Annotated in this window: 29 protein-coding genes; 27 read left to right on the forward strand and 2 right to left on the reverse strand. The window is 56.4% G+C overall.

Features of this window, described 5'->3' with window-relative positions; genetic code table 11:
• Positions 1 to 3 precede the first annotated feature (3 nt).
• The 25 genes from rpsS to bfr all read left to right on the forward strand — a co-directional run bounded on the left by rpsS (position 4) and on the right by bfr (position 13,229).
• A complete protein-coding gene (rpsS, locus tag HBJ59_RS30250) occupies positions 4 to 279 on the forward strand; it encodes a 30S ribosomal protein S19 (protein WP_003232420.1) in 276 nt (91 codons plus the stop codon).
• A gap of 13 nt (positions 280 to 292) precedes the next feature.
• A complete protein-coding gene (gene rplV / locus HBJ59_RS30255; RefSeq protein WP_003210077.1) occupies positions 293 to 625 on the forward strand; it encodes a 50S ribosomal protein L22 in 333 nt (110 codons plus the stop codon).
• A gap of 13 nt (positions 626 to 638) precedes the next feature.
• Complete coding sequence (gene rpsC, locus HBJ59_RS30260) at positions 639 to 1,325, forward strand: 30S ribosomal protein S3 (protein ID WP_003176422.1); 687 nt, start codon at positions 639 to 641, stop codon at positions 1,323 to 1,325.
• Positions 1,326 to 1,337: 12 nt separating this feature from the next.
• Positions 1,338 to 1,751 (forward strand): 50S ribosomal protein L16, encoded by a 414-nt coding sequence (gene rplP, locus HBJ59_RS30265; protein ID WP_045057467.1) that lies wholly within the window; start codon positions 1,338 to 1,340, stop codon positions 1,749 to 1,751.
• On the forward strand, positions 1,751 to 1,942 hold the full coding sequence (gene rpmC, locus HBJ59_RS30270; RefSeq protein WP_008030901.1) for a 50S ribosomal protein L29: 192 nt from the start codon (positions 1,751 to 1,753) through the stop codon (positions 1,940 to 1,942). The genes rplP and rpmC overlap by 1 nt, the downstream gene beginning before the upstream one ends.
• A gap of 2 nt (positions 1,943 to 1,944) precedes the next feature.
• Positions 1,945 to 2,211: a 30S ribosomal protein S17 gene (gene rpsQ / locus HBJ59_RS30275; protein ID WP_003176419.1), complete on the forward strand. Its 267-nt coding sequence runs from the start codon at positions 1,945 to 1,947 to the stop codon at positions 2,209 to 2,211.
• Between the two features lie 23 nt (positions 2,212 to 2,234).
• Positions 2,235 to 2,603 (forward strand): 50S ribosomal protein L14, encoded by a 369-nt coding sequence (gene rplN, locus HBJ59_RS30280; protein WP_002555479.1) that lies wholly within the window; start codon positions 2,235 to 2,237, stop codon positions 2,601 to 2,603.
• 11 nt (positions 2,604 to 2,614) lie between these two features.
• Positions 2,615 to 2,929, forward strand: a complete 315-nt coding sequence (gene rplX / locus HBJ59_RS30285) for a 50S ribosomal protein L24 (protein WP_003176416.1) — start codon at positions 2,615 to 2,617, stop codon at positions 2,927 to 2,929.
• A 20-nt stretch (positions 2,930 to 2,949) separates the two neighbouring features.
• Entirely contained in the window at positions 2,950 to 3,489 is a 540-nt protein-coding gene (rplE, locus tag HBJ59_RS30290; protein ID WP_003176415.1) for a 50S ribosomal protein L5, read from the forward strand.
• Between the two features lie 13 nt (positions 3,490 to 3,502).
• Positions 3,503 to 3,808 (forward strand): 30S ribosomal protein S14, encoded by a 306-nt coding sequence (gene rpsN, locus HBJ59_RS30295; protein WP_003176414.1) that lies wholly within the window; start codon positions 3,503 to 3,505, stop codon positions 3,806 to 3,808.
• Positions 3,809 to 4,016: 208 nt separating this feature from the next.
• Positions 4,017 to 4,409 carry a 30S ribosomal protein S8 gene (rpsH, locus tag HBJ59_RS30300; protein WP_003186040.1) on the forward strand — a complete coding sequence of 131 codons (393 nt, stop codon included), beginning with the start codon at positions 4,017 to 4,019 and terminating at the stop codon, positions 4,407 to 4,409.
• A gap of 12 nt (positions 4,410 to 4,421) precedes the next feature.
• A complete protein-coding gene (gene rplF / locus HBJ59_RS30305) occupies positions 4,422 to 4,955 on the forward strand; it encodes a 50S ribosomal protein L6 (protein WP_003176412.1) in 534 nt (177 codons plus the stop codon).
• A gap of 10 nt (positions 4,956 to 4,965) precedes the next feature.
• A complete protein-coding gene (rplR, locus tag HBJ59_RS30310) occupies positions 4,966 to 5,316 on the forward strand; it encodes a 50S ribosomal protein L18 (protein ID WP_003186037.1) in 351 nt (116 codons plus the stop codon).
• Between the two features lie 3 nt (positions 5,317 to 5,319).
• Entirely contained in the window at positions 5,320 to 5,820 is a 501-nt protein-coding gene (gene rpsE / locus HBJ59_RS30315; RefSeq protein WP_003186035.1) for a 30S ribosomal protein S5, read from the forward strand.
• 2 nt (positions 5,821 to 5,822) lie between these two features.
• On the forward strand, positions 5,823 to 5,999 hold the full coding sequence (gene rpmD, locus HBJ59_RS30320; RefSeq protein WP_003186033.1) for a 50S ribosomal protein L30: 177 nt from the start codon (positions 5,823 to 5,825) through the stop codon (positions 5,997 to 5,999).
• A gap of 4 nt (positions 6,000 to 6,003) precedes the next feature.
• On the forward strand, positions 6,004 to 6,441 hold the full coding sequence (gene rplO, locus HBJ59_RS30325; RefSeq protein WP_003210066.1) for a 50S ribosomal protein L15: 438 nt from the start codon (positions 6,004 to 6,006) through the stop codon (positions 6,439 to 6,441).
• Positions 6,442 to 7,770, forward strand: a complete 1,329-nt coding sequence (gene secY / locus HBJ59_RS30330; RefSeq protein WP_167665678.1) for a preprotein translocase subunit SecY — start codon at positions 6,442 to 6,444, stop codon at positions 7,768 to 7,770.
• Between the two features lie 27 nt (positions 7,771 to 7,797).
• Complete coding sequence (rpmJ, locus tag HBJ59_RS30335; RefSeq protein WP_002555468.1) at positions 7,798 to 7,914, forward strand: 50S ribosomal protein L36; 117 nt, start codon at positions 7,798 to 7,800, stop codon at positions 7,912 to 7,914.
• 129 nt (positions 7,915 to 8,043) lie between these two features.
• A complete protein-coding gene (gene rpsM, locus HBJ59_RS30340; RefSeq protein ID WP_003210063.1) occupies positions 8,044 to 8,400 on the forward strand; it encodes a 30S ribosomal protein S13 in 357 nt (118 codons plus the stop codon).
• Positions 8,401 to 8,430: 30 nt separating this feature from the next.
• On the forward strand, positions 8,431 to 8,820 hold the full coding sequence (gene rpsK / locus HBJ59_RS30345; protein WP_002555466.1) for a 30S ribosomal protein S11: 390 nt from the start codon (positions 8,431 to 8,433) through the stop codon (positions 8,818 to 8,820).
• An 18-nt stretch (positions 8,821 to 8,838) separates the two neighbouring features.
• On the forward strand, positions 8,839 to 9,459 hold the full coding sequence (gene rpsD, locus HBJ59_RS30350) for a 30S ribosomal protein S4 (RefSeq protein WP_003210056.1): 621 nt from the start codon (positions 8,839 to 8,841) through the stop codon (positions 9,457 to 9,459).
• Positions 9,460 to 9,481: 22 nt separating this feature from the next.
• Positions 9,482 to 10,483 (forward strand): DNA-directed RNA polymerase subunit alpha, encoded by a 1,002-nt coding sequence (gene rpoA, locus HBJ59_RS30355; RefSeq protein ID WP_003176403.1) that lies wholly within the window; start codon positions 9,482 to 9,484, stop codon positions 10,481 to 10,483.
• Positions 10,484 to 10,524: 41 nt separating this feature from the next.
• Positions 10,525 to 10,911, forward strand: a complete 387-nt coding sequence (rplQ, locus tag HBJ59_RS30360; RefSeq protein ID WP_003210053.1) for a 50S ribosomal protein L17 — start codon at positions 10,525 to 10,527, stop codon at positions 10,909 to 10,911.
• 249 nt (positions 10,912 to 11,160) lie between these two features.
• Entirely contained in the window at positions 11,161 to 12,609 is a 1,449-nt protein-coding gene (locus HBJ59_RS30365) for a catalase (RefSeq protein WP_167665679.1), read from the forward strand.
• A 155-nt stretch (positions 12,610 to 12,764) separates the two neighbouring features.
• Entirely contained in the window at positions 12,765 to 13,229 is a 465-nt protein-coding gene (gene bfr / locus HBJ59_RS30370; RefSeq protein WP_003210048.1) for a bacterioferritin, read from the forward strand.
• A 68-nt stretch (positions 13,230 to 13,297) separates the two neighbouring features.
• Here bfr and uvrA read toward each other — a convergent pair whose 3' ends face one another.
• A complete protein-coding gene (gene uvrA, locus HBJ59_RS30375) occupies positions 13,298 to 16,132 on the reverse strand; it encodes an excinuclease ABC subunit UvrA (RefSeq protein WP_010174605.1) in 2,835 nt (944 codons plus the stop codon).
• A 178-nt stretch (positions 16,133 to 16,310) separates the two neighbouring features.
• Between uvrA and HBJ59_RS30380 the strand changes: the two genes are divergently transcribed.
• Together HBJ59_RS30380 and HBJ59_RS30385 are read left to right on the forward strand one after the other, a co-directional pair.
• Positions 16,311 to 17,705, forward strand: coding sequence for an MFS transporter (locus HBJ59_RS30380; protein WP_003210044.1), 1,395 nt, complete (start codon positions 16,311 to 16,313; stop codon positions 17,703 to 17,705).
• A 9-nt stretch (positions 17,706 to 17,714) separates the two neighbouring features.
• Positions 17,715 to 18,233: a single-stranded DNA-binding protein gene (locus HBJ59_RS30385; protein WP_003210042.1), complete on the forward strand. Its 519-nt coding sequence runs from the start codon at positions 17,715 to 17,717 to the stop codon at positions 18,231 to 18,233.
• A gap of 90 nt (positions 18,234 to 18,323) precedes the next feature.
• Here HBJ59_RS30385 and HBJ59_RS30390 read toward each other — a convergent pair whose 3' ends face one another.
• A complete protein-coding gene (locus tag HBJ59_RS30390; RefSeq protein ID WP_173860399.1) occupies positions 18,324 to 19,232 on the reverse strand; it encodes a LysR family transcriptional regulator in 909 nt (302 codons plus the stop codon).
• Positions 19,233 to 19,246: the final 14 nt, after the last annotated feature.

The following is a 19,246-nucleotide window of genomic DNA, read 5'->3' on the forward strand; positions in this document are numbered from 1 at the left end:
ACAGTGCCACGTTCTCTGAAAAAAGGTCCTTTTATTGATCTTCACCTACTGAAGAAGATCGAAGTGGCGGCGGAAAAGAACGATCGCAAACCGGTGAAAACCTGGTCGCGTCGTTCGATGATCCTGCCACAAATGGTCGGTTTGACCATTGCAGTGCATAACGGTCGCCTACATGTTCCAGTTCTCGTGAACGAAGACATGGTCGGCCACAAACTAGGCGAGTTTGCCGGTACCCGCACATATCGTGGGCACGTGGCAGACAAGAAAGCCAAGCGTTAAGGGGTAAGGAATGATGGAAGTAGCCGCTAAGTTGTCGGGCGCTCGAATCTCCGCCCAGAAAGCCCGCTTGGTCGCCGACCAGATCCGCGGGAAGAAGGTGGGCGAAGCGCTCAACCTGTTGGCTTTCAGCAGTAAGAAAGCCGCCGAGATCATCAAGAAAGTGCTGGAGTCGGCCGTAGCCAACGCCGAGCACAACGAAGGCGCAGACGTTGATGACCTTAAGGTCAGCACCGTTTTCGTCAACGAAGGGCGTTCGCTGAAGCGCATCATGCCTCGTGCCAAAGGCCGAGCTGATCGCATCGTCAAGCGGTCTTGCCATATCACTGTCAAGGTTGCTGACAAGTAACGGAGTCGAAGAGATGGGTCAGAAAGTACATCCCATTGGCATTCGCCTGGGAATCGTCAAGGAGCACACCTCCGTCTGGTACGCAGACGGTCGGACTTATGCGGACTATTTGTTCGCTGATCTGAAGGTGCGTGAGTATCTCCAAGACAAACTAAAAAGCGCGTCCGTGAGCCGTATCGATATCCATCGTCCTGCTCAAACTGCACGTATCACCATCCACACCGCTCGTCCAGGTATCGTTATCGGGAAGAAAGGTGAAGATGTTGAGAAACTGCGTCAGGACCTGACCAAGCAAATGGGTGTGCCTGTGCACATCAATATCGAAGAGATCCGCAAGCCGGAGCTCGACGGTATGCTGGTTGCGCAGAGCGTAGCTCAGCAGCTGGAGCGTCGCGTAATGTTCCGTCGCGCTATGAAGCGCGCTGTACAGAACGCCATGCGCATTGGTGCCAAAGGCATCAAAATCCAAGTGAGCGGTCGTCTCGGCGGTGCTGAAATCGCACGTACTGAATGGTATCGCGAAGGTCGTGTGCCACTGCACACCCTGCGTGCCGACATCGACTATGCCAACTACGAAGCTCACACCACTTACGGTGTGATCGGTGTAAAGGTTTGGATCTTCAAAGGCGAAGTAATTGGTGGTCGCCAAGAAGAACTGAAACCACAAGCACCAGCGCCTCGTAAAAAAGCTGCTAAGTAAGGGGTACGCCAAATGTTGCAACCAAAGCGTACGAAGTTCCGCAAGCAGATGACAGGCCACAACCGTGGTCTGGCTCAGCGCGGTAGCAAAGTCAGCTTCGGCGAATATGCGCTGAAGTCTGTAGCTCGTGGTCGTCTCACCGCTCGTCAGATCGAGTCAGCGCGTCGTGCACTGACCCGTCACGTTAAACGTGGCGGCAAGATCTGGATCCGTGTATTCCCGGACAAGCCTATTTCCAAAAAGCCCCTCGAAGTTCGTATGGGTAAAGGTAAGGGTAGTGTGGAGTACTGGGTTGCCCAGATTCAGCCAGGTAAAGTCCTGTATGAAATCGAGGGTGTAACTGAAGAGCTGGCGCGTGAGGCTTTTGCCCTGGCTGCTGCAAAGCTGCCGCTCGCCACCGCCTTTGTTAAACGGACGGTGATGTGATGAAAGCGAATGAACTTCGTGAAAAAGACGCGCCGCAGCTTAACGAGCAACTGCTCGGCCTGCTGCGCGACCAGTTCAATCTGCGTATGCAGAAAGCAACTGGCCAGTTGGGGCAGTCTCACCTGCTCCGGCAAGTTAAGCGTGACATCGCTCGCGTGAAGACTGTGCTCAAACAGCAGGCAGGTAAGTAATCATGGCTGAAGCCGAAAAAACCGTCCGTACGCTGACTGGCCGTGTTGTCAGCGACAAAATGGACAAGACCATCACCGTTCTGATCGAGCGTCGCGTAAAGCACCCGATCTACGGTAAATACGTTAAGCGTTCGACTAAGCTGCACGCGCACGACGAAACCAATCAGTGCCACATCGGCGACAAAGTCACTATTCGTGAAACTCGTCCGCTGGCCAAGACTAAGTCTTGGGCACTGGTTGATGTTCTCGAACGCGCTGTGGAAGTCTAAGGACTAGGGGTCGGAGAAATTATATGATTCAGACTCAATCCATGCTCGATGTGGCCGATAACAGCGGCGCACGCCGCGTTATGTGCATCAAGGTGCTGGGTGGCTCCCATCGTCGTTACGCTGGTATCGGTGACATCATCAAAGTTACCGTGAAGGAAGCAATTCCTCGCGGTAAAGTGAAAAAAGGCCAAGTGATGACTGCTGTTGTAGTCCGCACTCGTCACGGCGTACGTCGTGCTGATGGCTCTATTATCCGCTTTGATGGCAACGCTGCTGTTCTTCTGAACAACAAGCAAGAGCCGATCGGCACCCGTATCTTTGGGCCAGTGACCCGTGAACTTCGTACTGAGAAGTTCATGAAGATCGTCTCGCTCGCCCCAGAAGTGCTGTAAGGAGATCCGACATGCAAAAGATTCGTCGTGACGACGAGATCATCGTGATCGCCGGCAAAGACAAAGGTAAGCGCGGTAAGGTGCTTAAGGTTCTCGCCAATAACCGTCTGGTTATCGGTGGTCTGAACCTGGTCAAGCGTCATACCAAGCCTAACCCGATGTCGGGCGTACAAGGCGGTATCGTCGAAAAAGAAGCTCCACTGGACGCTTCTAACGTCGCCATTTTCAACGGCGAAACCAACAAGGCTGATCGCGTTGGTTTCAAAGTAGAAGACGGCAAGAAAATTCGTGTCTTCAAGTCGACCCAAAAAGCGGTTGATGCTTGAACACTGCTAGGTAGAAGACCATGGCACGACTAAAAGAGATTTACTGGAAGGAAATCGCACCGAAGCTTAAGGAAGAACTTAAGCTTTCGAACGTGATGGAAGTTCCACGCGTTACAAAAATTACCCTGAACATGGGTCTGGGCGAAGCGGTCGGTGACAAAAAAGTCATCGAACATGCTGTTGCCGACCTGGAAAAGATCACCGGTCAGAAAGTCGTTGTGACTTACGCTCGGAAATCCATCGCTGGCTTTAAAGTCCGTGAAGGTTGGCCGATCGGCGTCAAAGTGACTCTGCGCCGTGAGCGTATGTACGAATTCCTGGATCGTCTGCTGTCGATCTCCCTGCCTCGGGTCCGCGACTTCCGCGGCCTGAATGCCAAGTCCTTCGATGGTCGTGGTAACTACAGCATGGGCGTTAAAGAGCAGATCATCTTCCCGGAAATCGACTACGACAAGATCGATGCTCTCCGCGGTCTGGACATCACCCTGACCACCACTGCCAAGAACGATGATGAAGGCCGCGCTCTACTGCGTGCGTTCAAATTCCCGTTCCGCAACTGATTGGAGTAGGACCATGGCCAAGATGAGCATGAAAAACCGCGAGCTGAAACGTCAGCTCACGGTTGCCAAGTACGCCAAGAAGCGTGCAGCACTGAAAGCAATCATCGTTGATCTGAACGCAAGTCCAGAAGCACGTTGGGAAGCTACAGTTGCTCTGCAGAAGCAGCCACGTGACGCAAGCGCTTCGCGCATGCGTAACCGCTGCCGCCTGACCGGTCGTCCACACGGCGTTTACCGCAAGTTCGGCCTCGGCCGTAACAAACTGCGTGAAGCGGCAATGCGTGGTGACGTACCAGGTCTGGTTAAAGCCAGCTGGTAAGTACTTTCGAAGTCTCGGCGGTCAGGATCGCAAGATACTGACCGCCGGTGGCCTAGAATCTGGAACAAGCCCCTTTTGGGGCTTGTTTCATTTCCGGAGTGTGTCTAAAATACGCGGCTCGCCTGAGCCCGTGTGTTTTGTGCTCGGAGATTCTCGGCGACACGTAATGGCCGCAAGGCTAATTTTTTTGTATTAGGAGCGTCTAGCCATGAGTATGCAGGACCCGTTAGCGGACATGCTAACTCGTATCCGTAATGCCCAGATGGCTGAAAAGTCCGTCGTAAGCATGCCATCTTCCACGTTGAAGGTTGCTGTTGCCAAAGTCCTGAAAGACGAAGGCTACATTGCGGGTTATCAGATCAGCAGCGAAATCAAACCACTGCTGTCCATCGAGCTGAAGTACTTCGAAGGCCGTCCGGTCATCGAAGAAGTGAAGCGCGTTAGCCGTCCAGGCCTGCGTCAGTACAAGTCCGTCGATGATCTGCCAAAAGTTCGTGGCGGTCTCGGTGTGTCTATCGTCTCCACCAACAAAGGTGTGATGACGGATCGTGCTGCGCGCGCTGCCGGTGTCGGCGGCGAAGTTCTTTGCACTGTGTTCTAAGGGGGGATAAGCATGTCACGCGTCGCTAAGAACCCCGTTAAGCTGCCAGCCGGTGTCGAAGTAAAATTCGCAGGCCAACAGCTTTCGGTGAAGGGTGCCAAGGGCACTCTGGAACTGAACATCCATTCGTCCGTTGAGATCGTTGAAGAAGCTGGTGAGCTGCGTTTCGCTGCTCGCAATGGCGATCAACAAACTCGCGCAATGGCCGGTACCACTCGTGCGTTGGTAAACAACATGGTCCAAGGCGTAAGCCAAGGCTTCGAGCGTAAGCTCCAGCTGGTCGGTGTTGGTTACAAAGCGCAAGCAAAAGGCACGGTTTTGAACCTGGCCCTTGGCTTCTCGCACCCAGTGGATTACGAACTGCCGGAAGGCATCACCGCTGAGACCCCAAGCCAAACCGATATCCTGATCAAGGGTATTGATAAGCAGCTGGTAGGTCAGGTGGCCGCTGAGATCCGCGACTTCCGTCCACCAGAGCCGTACAAAGGCAAAGGTGTGCGCTACGCGGACGAAGTCGTCCGTCGTAAAGAAGCCAAGAAGAAGTAGGGCATAGCAAATGACCGACAAAAAAGTTACTCGACTGCGTCGCGCTCGCAAAGCACGCCTGAAAATGCACGAACTCGAAGTCGTGCGTCTCTGCGTGTTCCGCTCGTCGCAGCACATCTACGCCCAGGTCATCTCGGCCGACGGCAACAAAGTCCTGGCAAGCGCCTCGACTTTGGATAAAGAACTGCGTGATGGTGCCACTGGCAACATCGACGCGGCCACTAAGGTTGGCCAGCTGGTCGCTACGCGTGCTAAGGCCGCTGGCGTCTCGCAAGTGGCTTTCGACCGCTCTGGCTTCAAGTACCACGGCCGCGTGAAAGCGCTGGCTGATGCTGCTCGTGAAGCTGGGCTGGAGTTCTAAGTTATGTCAAATAACGACCAAAAGCGCGACGAAGGCTACATTGAGAAGCTGGTTCAAGTTAACCGCGTAGCCAAAACCGTTAAAGGCGGCCGTATCTTCACTTTCACGGCGTTGACCGTGGTTGGTGATGGTAAAGGGCGCGTTGGCTTCGGCCGTGGCAAGTCACGTGAAGTGCCTGCTGCGATCCAGAAGGCAATGGAAGCTGCTCGTCGCAACATGATCCAAGTTGATCTGAACGGCACCACGCTGCAGTACGCAATGAAGTCCGCTCACGGCGCTTCGAAGGTGTACATGCAGCCTGCTTCTGAAGGTACCGGTATCATCGCTGGCGGCGCTATGCGTGCTGTCCTCGAAGTTGCTGGCGTTCAGAACGTTCTGGCCAAGTGCTACGGCTCGACTAACCCGGTAAACGTGGTTCACGCCACTTTCAAAGGTTTGAAGGCTATGCAGTCTCCTGAATCCATTGCCGCCAAGCGTGGCAAAAGCGTCAAGGAGATCTTCTGATCATGGCTACCGTTAAAGTAACGCTGATCAAAAGCATGACCGGCCGCATCCCTAACCACAAATTGTGCGTTAAGGGTTTGGGTCTGCGTCGCATCGGTCACACTGTAGAAGTACTTGATACTCCCGAGAATCGCGGGATGATCAACAAGGCTTACTACATGCTGCGTGTCGAGGGTTAATTCGATGAAACTCAATGATCTGAGTCCAGCGCCGGGTTCCCGTCGCGAAAAGCATCGTCCGGGCCGTGGTATCGGTAGTGGTTTGGGCAAGACCGGTGGCCGTGGCCACAAAGGTCAGTCCTCCCGCTCCGGTGGCACCATCGCTCCAGGCTTTGAAGGCGGTCAACAGCCGCTGCATCGTCGCCTGCCGAAGTTCGGTTTCGTTTCCCTGAAAGCCATGGATCGCGCAGAAGTGCGTTTGTCCGAGTTGGCCAAAGTGGAAGGCGATATCGTTACCGTGCAGACCCTGAAAGATGCCAACGTGATCAACGTCAACGTACAGCGTGTGAAAATCATGCTGTCCGGTGAAGTGACTCGCGCTGTCACTATCGGCAAGGGAATCGGCGCCACCAAAGGTGCGCGTTCGGCTATCGAAGCAGCTGGCGGCAAGTTCGAGGAATAAATGGCTAAGCAAGGTGCTCTCTCAGCGCTCGGCAAAGGCGGTATGTCTGAACTTTGGGCTCGTCTGCGTTTTCTGTTCCTGGCGATTATCGTCTACCGAATAGGCGCACACATCCCGGTTCCAGGTATCAACCCGGACCGACTCGCAGACCTGTTTCGACAGAATGAGGGGACCATTCTTAGCTTGTTCAACATGTTTTCCGGCGGCGCGCTGGAACGGATGAGCATATTTGCACTGGGGATCATGCCGTACATCTCGGCATCGATCATCATGCAGCTGATGACCGCCGTTAGCCCGCAGCTGGAGCAGTTGAAGAAGGAAGGTGAAGCTGGCCGTCGCAAGATAAGCCAGTACACCCGCTACGGCACTGTGCTCCTCGCCCTGGTCCAAGCTATCGGCATGTCCGTTGGCTTGGCCGGGCAGGGTGTTGCGTTCACTGGTGACTTTGGCTTCCATTTCGTCGCGGTATCCACTTTTGTGGCTGGTGCGATGTTCATGATGTGGCTGGGTGAGCAGATTACTGAGCGTGGTGTTGGTAACGGTATCTCGATGTTGATTTTCGCAGGTATCGTTGCCGGTCTTCCGAGAGCGATTGGGCAGTCTTTCGAGTCTGCACGTCAGGGTGATATCAATATCTTCGCCCTGGTTGCCATCGGTTTGTTGGCAGTAGCGATTATCGGTTTTGTGGTGTTCATTGAGCGTGGCCAGCGTCGTATTGCTGTTCACTACGCCAAGCGTCAGCAGGGCCGCAAGGTCTTTGCCGCGCAGACCAGCCACTTGCCGCTGAAAGTGAACATGGCCGGGGTTATTCCCGCCATTTTCGCGAGCAGCATTTTGCTGTTTCCGGCTTCGTTGGGTGCCTGGTTCGGTCAGTCTGAAGGTATGGGCTGGTTGCAGGACATCTCGCAGTCGATCGCTCCTGGTCAGCCGTTGAATATTCTGCTGTTTAGTGCAGGGATTATTTTCTTCTGCTTCTTCTATACGGCGTTGATGTTCAATCCGAAAGACGTAGCGGAAAACCTGAAGAAGTCCGGTGCCTTTATTCCGGGTATTCGTCCAGGTGAGCAGTCTGCGCGCTACATTGATGGCGTTCTGACTCGCTTGACCATGTTCGGTGCTCTATATATGACGGCCGTGTGCTTGTTGCCCCAGTTCCTGGTGGTTGCAGCAAACGTTCCGTTCTACCTTGGCGGGACCTCGTTGCTGATCGTCGTCGTGGTTGTGATGGACTTCATGTCCCAAGTACAATCGCACCTCGTTTCGCACCAGTACGAATCCCTGATGAAGAAAGCCAACCTGAAGGGTTACGGCAGCGGCATGTTGCGCTGAGTACCCATAAGGTTCGAGGAGTTGGTGATGAAAGTTCGTGCATCGGTGAAAAAGCTGTGCCGTAACTGCAAAATTATTCGCCGCGAAGGTGTTGTTCGAGTAATTTGCAGCGCGGAACCGCGTCACAAACAGCGCCAAGGCTGAGTGTGATCCGCTTGAAGCCCGGCAGCTAGTGCGCTGCCGGGTTGATTATTTGTTATTACAGCGATATTATCTCGCGCCCTATTTCTTGGCTTCCGGGGCGTAGGTAGCTGTCAATTGGAGTCCCACTGAATGGCCCGTATTGCAGGCGTTAACATTCCAGATAACAAGCACACTGTTATCTCGCTGACCTACATCTATGGTGTTGGTCGCACTACTGCGCAGAAAATTTGCGCAGACACTGGGGTAAACCCAGCCGCAAAGATCAAAGATCTGAGCGACGAGCAGATTGAGCTGTTGCGTGGCGAAGTGGCGAAGTTCACCACTGAAGGTGACCTGCGTCGCGAAATCAACATGAAAATCAAGCGTTTGATGGACCTCGGTTGCTACCGTGGTCTGCGTCATCGTCGTGGTCTTCCAGTACGCGGTCAGCGTACCAAGACTAACGCGCGTACCCGTAAAGGTCCGCGTAAGCCGATCCGCAAGTAATCGCCCACGCGAATCGACAGGAAATTAATCATGGCAAAACCTGCTGCTCGTCCTCGTAAAAAAGTTAAAAAGACAGTGGTTGATGGCATCGCCCACATCCATGCATCTTTTAACAACACAATCGTGACCATCACCGACCGTCAAGGTAACGCGCTTTCTTGGGCTACCTCCGGTGGTTCGGGTTTCCGCGGTTCCCGCAAGTCCACCCCGTTTGCTGCTCAAGTAGCTGCTGAACGTGCTGGTCAAGCTGCGCTGGAATATGGCCTGAAAAACCTCGACGTCAACGTCAAAGGTCCAGGTCCAGGTCGTGAGTCTGCTGTCCGTGCATTGAACGGCTGTGGCTATAAGATCGCCAGCATCACCGACGTGACGCCAATCCCGCACAACGGGTGCCGTCCGCCGAAGAAGCGCCGCGTGTAATCCAGGAGATTGTAAAGAATGGCTCGTTACATTGGTCCAAAATGCAAACTCGCTCGTCGTGAAGGCACCGATCTCTTTCTGAAGAGCGGCGTGCGCGCGATCGAATCGAAGTGCAACATTGAAGCAGCACCTGGTATCCACGGCCAACGCCGCGGTCGCCAGTCCGATTACGGCACCCAACTGCGTGAAAAGCAGAAGGTCCGTCGTATCTACGGCGTTCTCGAGCGTCAGTTCAGCGGCTACTACAAAGAAGCTGCTGGCAAGAAAGGTGCAACCGGTGAAAACCTGCTGCAACTGCTCGAATGCCGTCTGGACAACGTTGTATACCGTATGGGCTTTGGTTCGACTCGTGCCGAATCCCGTCAGCTGGTATCGCACAAATCCGTCAGCGTAAACGGCCAAACCGTTAACGTCCCGTCGTACCAGGTTCGTGCTGGTGACGTGGTCGCGATTCGCGAGAAAGCAAAAAATCAACTTCGCATTGTCCAAGCTCTCGATCTGTGTGCCCAACGTGGCCGCGTAGAATGGGTAGAAGTAGACACTGAGAAGAAGTCGGGCGTTTTCAAGAACGTTCCTGCTCGCAGTGATCTGTCCGCCGACATCAACGAAAGCCTGATTGTCGAGCTCTACTCCAAGTAAGGGCTAGAAAATAGGTGCATCCATGCAGATTTCGGTAAATGAGTTCCTGACACCCCGTCACATTGATGTGCAGGTTGTCAGTCCAACCCGCGCCAAGATCACTCTCGAGCCTCTCGAGCGTGGTTTTGGCCACACCCTGGGCAACGCGCTGCGCCGCATCCTGTTGTCCTCAATGCCCGGCTGTGCAGTAGTCGAGGCCGAGATTGACGGTGTGCTCCACGAGTACAGCGCCATCGAAGGTGTACAGGAAGACGTAATTGAAATCCTGTTGAACCTTAAAGGTCTGGCTATCAAGCTGCACGGCCGTGACGAAGTTACGCTGACCTTGTCGAAGAAGGGTTCGGGGGTGGTTACCGCTGCCGATATTCAGCTGGATCATGATGTCGAGATCGTTAATCCCGATCACGTAATCGCTAACCTGGCGTCTAACGGCGCCCTGAACATGAAGCTCACCGTAGCTCGTGGTCGTGGTTATGAACCGGCCGACTCGCGTCAGAGCGATGAAGACGAAAGCCGCAGCATTGGTCGCTTGCAGCTCGACTCTTCGTTCAGCCCGGTTCGCCGTATCGCATACGTGGTGGAAAACGCCCGTGTCGAGCAGCGTACTAACCTGGACAAGCTGGTTATTGATCTGGAAACCAACGGTACTCTGGATCCTGAAGAGGCTATCCGCCGCGCTGCAACCATTCTGCAACAGCAGTTGGCTGCGTTCGTCGACCTCAAAGGTGACAGCGAACCAGTGGTAATCGAGCAGGAAGACGAGATCGATCCGATCCTGCTTCGCCCGGTTGACGATCTGGAACTGACTGTACGTTCGGCTAACTGCCTTAAGGCGGAAAACATTTACTACATCGGCGATCTGATTCAGCGCACCGAAGTAGAACTGTTGAAGACTCCGAACCTGGGCAAGAAATCCTTGACTGAAATCAAGGACGTTCTGGCCTCCCGCGGTCTGTCCCTCGGCATGCGCCTCGACAACTGGCCGCCTGCAAGTCTTAAGAAGGACGACAAGGCGACTGCCTGATCGTCGTAATCACCGAACGTGAGTTTGGTAAGGAATGAACCATGCGTCATCGTAAAAGTGGTCGTCACCTGAGCCGTACCAGCTCGCACCGTAAGGCTATGTTCCAGAACATGGCGGTGTCGCTGTTCGAGCACGAGCTGATCAAAACTACACTGCCGAAAGCTAAAGAACTGCGTCGCGTTGCTGAGCCGCTGATTACTTTGGCCAAGACAGACAGCCTGGCTAACCGCCGTTTGGCTTTCGACCGTACTCGTTCGAAAGCTATCGTTGGTAAGCTCTTCAACGACCTGGGCAAGCGTTACGCTACCCGTGAGGGTGGCTACCTGCGCATCCTCAAGTGCGGTTTCCGCGCTGGTGACAACGCGCCTATGGCGTACGTTGAGCTGATCGATCGTCCAGTTGGCGGTGAAGCTGTATCCGCTGAGTAAGACGTCAGTCTGTAACGAAGAACCGGGCCTAGTGCCCGGTTTTTTGTGCGCGGTAGAAAACTGGAATTAACTCGAGCGAATAGGTATTTGGCGTATTAAACTGCTTTTTGCTATCCGTACGGATGGTTGGTTAGTTAATTTCTATCGATGCTCATGATTTAATGAATTTGATGGCGTCATCTTCCTGGTCAATACTCCTCCCAAGCCGATTAGCCGGCAGTTCCAAGACTGACCTGAGGAAGATTGAGCATGAGCCAGAATAAAACCCTTACTACCGCCAGCGGCGCCCCCGTTGCCGATAACCAGAATTCCCGTTCGGCCGGCCCACGCGGCCCATTGCTGCTCGACGATTTTCATCTGATCGAGAAGCTCGCGCACTTCAACCGTGAAAACATTCCTGAGCGCCGCGTACACGCTAAAGGCTCGGGTGCTTACGGTACCTTCACCGTCACCCAAGACATCACTCAGTACACCAGCGCCAAGCTGTTCGAGTCTGTGGGTAAGCAAACGCCGACCTTCCTGCGCTTTTCCACGGTAGGTGGCGAGCGCGGTTCGGCTGATACTGAGCGCGACCCACGTGGTTTCGCCTTGAAGTTCTACACCGAAGAAGGCAACTGGGACATCGTTGGCAACAACACCCCGGTGTTCTTCATCCGTGATCCGCTGAAATTCCCGGACTTCATTCACACCCAAAAGCGCCTACCGCAAAGCAACCTGAAAAGTGCGCAGATGATGTGGGACTTCTGGTCGCACTCCCCTGAGGCGCTGCACCAGGTCACCATCCTGTTTTCGGACCGTGGGATCCCTGATGGCTACCGTCACATGCATGGCTTCGGCAGCCACACCTACAGCCTGATCAACGCCAATGGCGAGCGTCACTGGGTGAAGTGGCACTACAAGACCAAGCAAGGTATCAAGAACCTGGCACCGGCTGAGGCTGCACGCCTGGCGGGTACCGACCCTGATTACGCCCAGCGTGATCTGTTCGGCGCTATCGAGCGCGGTGATTTCCCGAAATGGCGCGTCTGCATCCAGATCATGACGGAAGCCCAGGCGAACGCTCACTACGAGAACCCGTTCGACGTGACCAAGACCTGGTCGCAGAAAGAGTTCCCGCTGATCGAAGTCGGCGAGCTGGAGTTGAACCGTAACCCGCTGAACTACTTCGCTGAAGTTGAGCAAGCGGCTTTCGGTCCAAGCAACATGGTCCCGGGTGTTGGCTTGTCCCCAGACCGCATGCTGCAAGGCCGTGTGTTCGCTTACGCTGATGCCCACCGCTACCGTGTAGGTACCAACCACCAGCACCTGCCGGTGAACGCGCCACGTAGCCCGGTCAATAGCTACCAGCGCGACGGTTCGATGGCATTCGGCGCCAATGGCGGTGCGGCTCCTAACTACGAGCCAAACAGCTATGCCGATGCACCGAAGCAGGCCCCTCAATATGCGGAGCCGTCTTTGGCCCTGAGCGGCGCGGCTGATCGTTACGATCACCGCGAAGACACCGATTACTACAGCCACGCCGGTGCGCTGTTCCGCCTGATGAATGATGAGCAGAAAGCCCTGCTGATCAACAATATCGCCGGCGCCATGGCGGGTGTTTCCAGCGATGTGGTGCAGCGCCAGTTGCAATACTTCTTCAAGGCCGATCCGGCTTATGGAGAAGGGATCGCATCTGCACTGGGTGTATCGCTTAACTAACTCTAAACGATAAGCAGAACCGCCCTCATTTGGGCGGTTTTTGCGTTATTTCAGCTACTTTTCACCGGAAATCTTCACTTTTCTGCCGTTGGTCCCGTGACCTCCGGGTCATCATGGTTCAAACTACAGACTTTCAAGCAGGGAGATGTAGGGCGATGCAAGGTCACCCCGACGTAATCGATTACCTCAACACGTTGCTGACGGGCGAACTGGCAGCTCGTGACCAATATTTCATTCACTCGCGTATGTACGAAGACTGGGGCTTTACCGAGCTCTACGAGCGTATCAACCATGAAATGGAAGAAGAGGCGCAGCACGCCGACGCGCTGATGCGCCGTATCCTGATGCTCGAAGGCACGCCGCGTATGCGTCCCGACGACCTGGACACCGGCACCACGGTGCCAGAGATGCTCGCCAGCGACCTGCGCCTTGAGTACAAGGTCCGTGCCGCGCTCTGTAAGGGCATCGAGCTCTGCGAGCAGCACAACGACTACGTCACGCGGGAAATCCTGCGGGTGCAGTTGAACGACACCGAAGAAGATCACACCTACTGGCTGGAAAAGCAGTTGGGCCTGATCAAGTTGATTGGCCTGGAGAACTATCTGCAATCGCAGTTCTGATTTCTCCGGCTACAAAAAAGCCCCTGTCACTGTGTAAGTGACAGGGGCTTTTTCGTGGGCCTGAACAATCAGTCCTTGTCGCGGGCCAGCAGCGGCTTGAGATAGAAGCCGGTGTGAGACTGCTTCATCTCCGACACTTGCTCCGGTGTGCCGACCGCAATGATCTGCCCACCTTTGGAGCCGCCTTCCGGCCCCAGGTCCACCAGCCAGTCGGCGGTCTTGATCACATCCAGGTTGTGCTCGATCACCACCACCGTATTGCCGTGGTCACGCAAGCGATGCAGCACATCCAGCAGTTGCTGAATATCCGCGAAGTGCAAACCAGTGGTCGGCTCATCGAGGATATACAGGGTCTTGCCGGTATCACGCTTGGACAGCTCGCGGGACAGCTTGACCCGCTGCGCTTCACCACCCGACAGCGTGGTCGCCGACTGCCCGAGCTTGATGTACGACAGGCCGACATCCATCAGCGTCTGCAGCTTGCGCGCCAGAGCCGGTACCGCGTCAAAGAACACCCGGGCTTCCTCGATCGTCATCTCGAGGGTTTCGTGGATGCTCTTGCCCTTGTACTTGATCTCCAGGGTTTCGCGGTTGTAGCGCTTGCTCTTGCACACGTCGCACGGCACGTAGATGTCCGGCAGGAAGTGCATCTCAACCTTGATCAAGCCATCGCCCTGGCACGCCTCACAGCGCCCGCCCTTGACGTTGAACGAGAACCGGCCAGGCCCGTAACCGCGGGAGCGGGATTCCGGCACACCGGCGAACAGCTCGCGAATCGGTGTGAACAACCCGGTGTAGGTCGCCGGGTTGGAACGCGGTGTGCGGCCAATCGGGCTTTGGTCGATATCGACCACCTTATCCAGGTGCTCCAGACCCTTGATGCTGTCATGAGCGGCGGCTTCAAGAGTCGTCGCGCCGTTCAGTGCAGTGGCGCTCAGTGGAAACAGCGTGTTGTTGATCAGTGTCGACTTGCCTGAACCGGATACACCGGTCACGCAGGTCAGCAGTCCCAATGGGATTTCCAGATCGACATTGCGCAAGTTGTTGCCACGCGCGCCTTTGAGGTGCAGTGCCATCTTCTTGTTGCGCGGCGTACGCTTGGCCGGCACGGCGATCTTCACACGGCCCGACAAGTATTTGCCGGTCAGCGAGTCAGGATGCGCCATCACTTCTGCCGGCGTGCCCTCGGCGACAATATGCCCACCGTGCACACCCGCGCCCGGGCCGATGTCGACCACATAGTCGGCCAGGCGAATCGCATCTTCGTCGTGCTCAACCACGATCACCGTGTTGCCGATGTCCCGCAGGTGCTTCAGCGTACCCAGCAGGCGATCGTTGTCCCGTTGATGCAAACCAATCGATGGCTCATCGAGGATGTACAACACACCCACCAGACCGGCGCCAATCTGGCTGGCCAAGCGAATCCGCTGGGCTTCACCACCGGAGAGCGTATCCGCACTGCGGTCCAGCGACAGATAGTCCAGCCCAACGTTAACCAGGAACTGCAGCCGCTCACGAATCTCCTTGAGGATCTTGTCGGCAATCTCCCCGCGGCGGCCCGTCAGCTTCAGCGTGCCGAAGTATTCGCAGGCATCGCCAATCGGCAGGTTGGTCACCGCCGGCAGTGTCTTCTCGCCGACCCACACGTGCCGCGCTTCACGGCGCAGGCGCGTGCCACGGCAATCCGGGCACGGCTGGGTGCTGAGGAACTTGGCCAGTTCTTCGCGCACGCTGGCGGATTCGGTCTCGCGGTAGCGCCGCTCCAGGTTCGGCACGATGCCTTCGAACGGGTGGGAGCGTTTGACGATATCGCCACGGTCGTTCAAGTACTTGAAGTCGACGTTCTGCGAACCGCTGCCATGCAGGATGAATTTCTGATGTTCGGCCGTCAGTTCGTTGAAGGGTACTTCGAGGCTGAACTTATAGTGCGAGGCCAGCGAACCCAGCATCTGGAAGTAATAGACATTACGCCTGTCCCAGCCGCGTATCGCACCTTCCGCCAGTGTGAGGTCACCATTGACCAGGCGCTTGATGTCGAAGAATTGCTTAACCCCCAAGCCATCACAGGTCGGGCAGGCGCCAGCCGGATTGTTGAAGGAAAACAGCTTCGGCTCCAGCTCGCTGATGGCATGGCCGCAGATCGGGCAGGCGAAACGCGCGGAGAAGATGATTTCTTCCCCTGGCTCGTCGTCCATTGGCGCTACCAGGGCGATACCGTCCGCCAGCTTCAGTGCGGTCTCGAAGGATTCCGCCAGACGCTGCTGCAAATCGGCACGCACCTTGAAGCGGTCGACCACTACATCAATCGAGTGCTTCTTCTGCTTATCCAGCTTCGGCGCTTCGTCCAGCTCATAGAGCTTGCCGTTGATCCGGGCGCGGACAAAACCTTGCGCACGCAGCTCTTCGAAGACGGAAAGATGTTCACCCTTACGCTCGCGAATCACCGGCGCCAGCAGCATCAGCTTGGCGCCTTCCGGCTGGGCCAGCACCAGGTCGACCATCTGGCTGACGGTCTGGGCTTCCAGGGGAATGTCGTGGTCCGGGCAACGAGGAATACCCACGCGGGCATACAGCAGACGCAGGTAGTCGTAGATTTCGGTGATGGTGCCCACGGTGGAGCGCGGGTTATGGGACGTGGATTTCTGTTCGATGGAAATCGCGGGCGACAGGCCTTCAATGGTGTCGACGTCGGGCTTTTCCATCATCGACAGGAACTGGCGGGCATAAGCCGACAGGGATTCCACGTAGCGGCGCTGGCCTTCGGCGTACAGCGTGTCAAACGCCAGGGACGACTTGCCGGACCCGGACAAGCCGGTGATGACGATCAGTTTGTCCCGTGGCAGGGTCAGGTCGATGTTCTTCAGGTTGTGGGTTCGAGCCCCACGAATCAGGATCTTGTCCAAGATGGCCTCGCACGGCGGGCGTAAATAATGCAGGAGTATACGGCTAAAGACTGGATGAATATACACTGTCAAAGTGCCGGGTGCAGCCTTACATGAAAGCTGCGCGGCAAAGCGCCGCATATACCCTCTCAATCGATGGGACTGGTAGAATCGCCGCCGGTTCACACGAGGTTTATCCATGCACGATCCCCACAGCGAACGCATGAGTGGCAGCGAGACCCGCGCAGCAAGCGGTCTGGCCCTGGTGTTCGCATTCCGTATGCTTGGCATGTTTATGGTGTTGCCGGTGCTGGCGACCTATGGAATGGATCTCGCAGGAGCGACCCCGGCCCTGATCGGCCTGGCGATTGGCGCCTATGGCCTGACCCAGGCGCTGTTTCAGATTCCGTTTGGCGTCATTTCCGACCGCATCGGCCGCCGGCCGGTGATCTACCTGGGCTTGATCGTATTCGCCCTGGGCAGTGTGCTCGCCGCCAATGCCGACTCGATCTGGGGCGTGATCGCCGGACGCGTCCTGCAAGGCGCGGGCGCGATTTCCGCCGCCGTCATGGCGCTGCTCTCCGATCTGACCCGCGAACAACACCGCACCAAGGCCATGGCCATGATCGGCATGACCATTGGTCTTTCGTTCGCCGTGGCGATGGTGGTCGGCCCGCTGCTGACCCGCGCGTTCGGCTTGCACGGCCTGTTCCTGGCTACCGGTGGCATGGCACTGTTCGGCATCGTGATCGTCGCCTTTATGGTGCCGCATTCCACCGGCCCGCTGCAGCACCGTGAATCGGGCGTAGCGAAACAAGCGCTGTTGCCCACCCTCAAGCACCCGGACCTGCTGCGCCTGGATTTGGGTATCTTCGTATTACACGCGATGCTGATGTGCAGCTTCGTCGCCTTGCCCCTGGCCCTGGTGCAAAAAGCCGGGCTGCCCAAGGAGCAGCACTGGTGGGTCTACCTCACCGCGCTGCTGATTTCGTTCTTCGCCATGATCCCGTTCATCATCTACGGCGAGAAGAAACGCAAAATGAAACGAGTTCTGCTTGGCGCCGTCGCGACATTGATGCTCACTGAGCTATTCTTCTGGCAGTTCGGCGACAGCCTGCGGGCGCTGGTGATCGGCACGGTGGTGTTCTTCACTGCGTTCAACCTGCTGGAGGCTTCATTGCCTTCGCTGATCAGTAAGGTTTCACCGGCCGGCGGCAAAGGCACGGCGATGGGCGTGTATTCCACCAGCCAGTTCCTCGGTTCTGCACTGGGCGGGATCATGGGCGGCTGGATGTTCCAGCATGGCGGTTTGTCGGTTGTGTTCCTGGGATGCGCAGGTCTGGCTGCCCTCTGGCTAGCCTTTGCTGTTACCATGCGCGAACCTCCCTATGTGACGAGCCTGCGCTTGCCGTTATCGCCCGAAGCGATCCGCGAAGCCGGTCTGGTCGAGCGCCTTAAGGCTGTTGTTGGGGTTACGGATGCTGTGGTTGTCACTGAAGAAGCCGCCATCTACATCAAATTGGACACCGAATTATTGGATCGCGCGACGCTCGAGCAACTGGTCAACCCAGTGCCGACAGCGCGCCCAGCCTAGGAGAACGTTATGGCCCGTGGGGTTAACAAAGTCATATTGGTCGGTACATGCGGCCAGGATCCCGAAGTTCGCTACTTGCCGAACGGTAACGCCGTGACCAACCTGAGTCTGGCGACCAGCGAGCAGTGGACCGACAAGCAAACCGGCCAGAAGGTCGAGAAAACCGAATGGCACCGTGTGTCGATGTTCGGCAAGGTTGCAGAGATCGCCGGTGAATACCTGCGCAAAGGTTCGCAGGTCTACATCGAAGGCAAACTGCAAACCCGCGAGTGGGAAAAAGACGGCATCAAGCGTTACACCACTGAAATCGTGGTCGACATGCAAGGCACCATGCAACTGCTGGGCGGCCGTCCACAGGGCGACCAACAAGGCCAGGGCGGCATGTCCAACTCGGCACCGCGTCCACAGCAGCAGTCGCGTCCGCAGCCAACCCAGCAGCCACAGCGTGAGTCGCGTCCAGCGCCACAGCAGGCCGCTCCTCAGCCGGCAGCCGACTTCGACAGCTTTGATGACGATATTCCGTTCTAAGGTCGCTTGAGACCCGAACTGTCGCGTAACACCTGAAAACCCCCGATGGCCTTTGCCTCGGGGGTTTTTCATTTCGTGGCTGGCAACCGGCTACTCATCGGTAGATGCGGCGCTCACCACCAACTCCCGGAACCGCTCCAGCACCGACGACGTATCGCCCACCCGCGTAGCCAGGTGCAATGGCGCTACCAGGCTCCGACATTCCGAAAGCTCCCGATAAACAATCCCGTCACCCCGCAACCGCTGCATGGACGCGGGCACAATCGATACCCCAAGCCCCGCAGCCACCAGGCTCAACGTTGCCGTCATGCGTGGCGCCTCTTGCACAACCTGCGGGCTGAAACCCGCCTCGCGACACGCCACCAGAATCGCGTCATACAGCCCAAGCCCCACCCGGCGCCGATACAACACAAACGCCTCGGTGGCCAATGCCGCCAACGGCAGCGGCATCGACGGATCGATAGCCAGCGGATGATCAGTGGGCAGCGCCAACAACATCGGCTCCACCAGAATTGGTTCATCCTGCAACGCCTGCGTCCCGCTTAGCGGCGAGCGGATAAATGCCGCGTCGAGCTTTTCATGGAGCAGCGCGTCCAGCAGTTCACCAGTGCCAGCTTCTTCCAAAACAACAGAAACACCGACAAAGGTTTCCCGAAACAGGCGCAACACGCTGGGCACAAATGGATGCAAGGCGGCAGAGCTGGTGAAGCCAATGGCCAAGCGTCCACGTTCACCACGGGCAGCGCGGCGCACGATGTCGGCCACACCATCGACACTGGCCAAGATATGTCGCGCCTCTTCCAGCAAGGCCAAACCCGCAGTGGTCGGGCGCACGCCCCGTGGCAGGCGCTCCATCAACACCACGCCCAACTCGGCTTCCAGACTTTGCAGCAATCGCGTCAATGGTGGTTGCTGCATGCCCAGCCGTTCTGCTGCACGGGTGATATAGCCTTCTTCGGCAATCGCGACGAAGGCCTTGAGCTGCCTGAGCTCCAGCATAGGAATACTTTTCA

The sequence above is a fragment of the Pseudomonas sp. AN3A02 genome (assembly GCF_011765255.1).
Taxonomy (GTDB): domain Bacteria; phylum Pseudomonadota; class Gammaproteobacteria; order Pseudomonadales; family Pseudomonadaceae; genus Aquipseudomonas.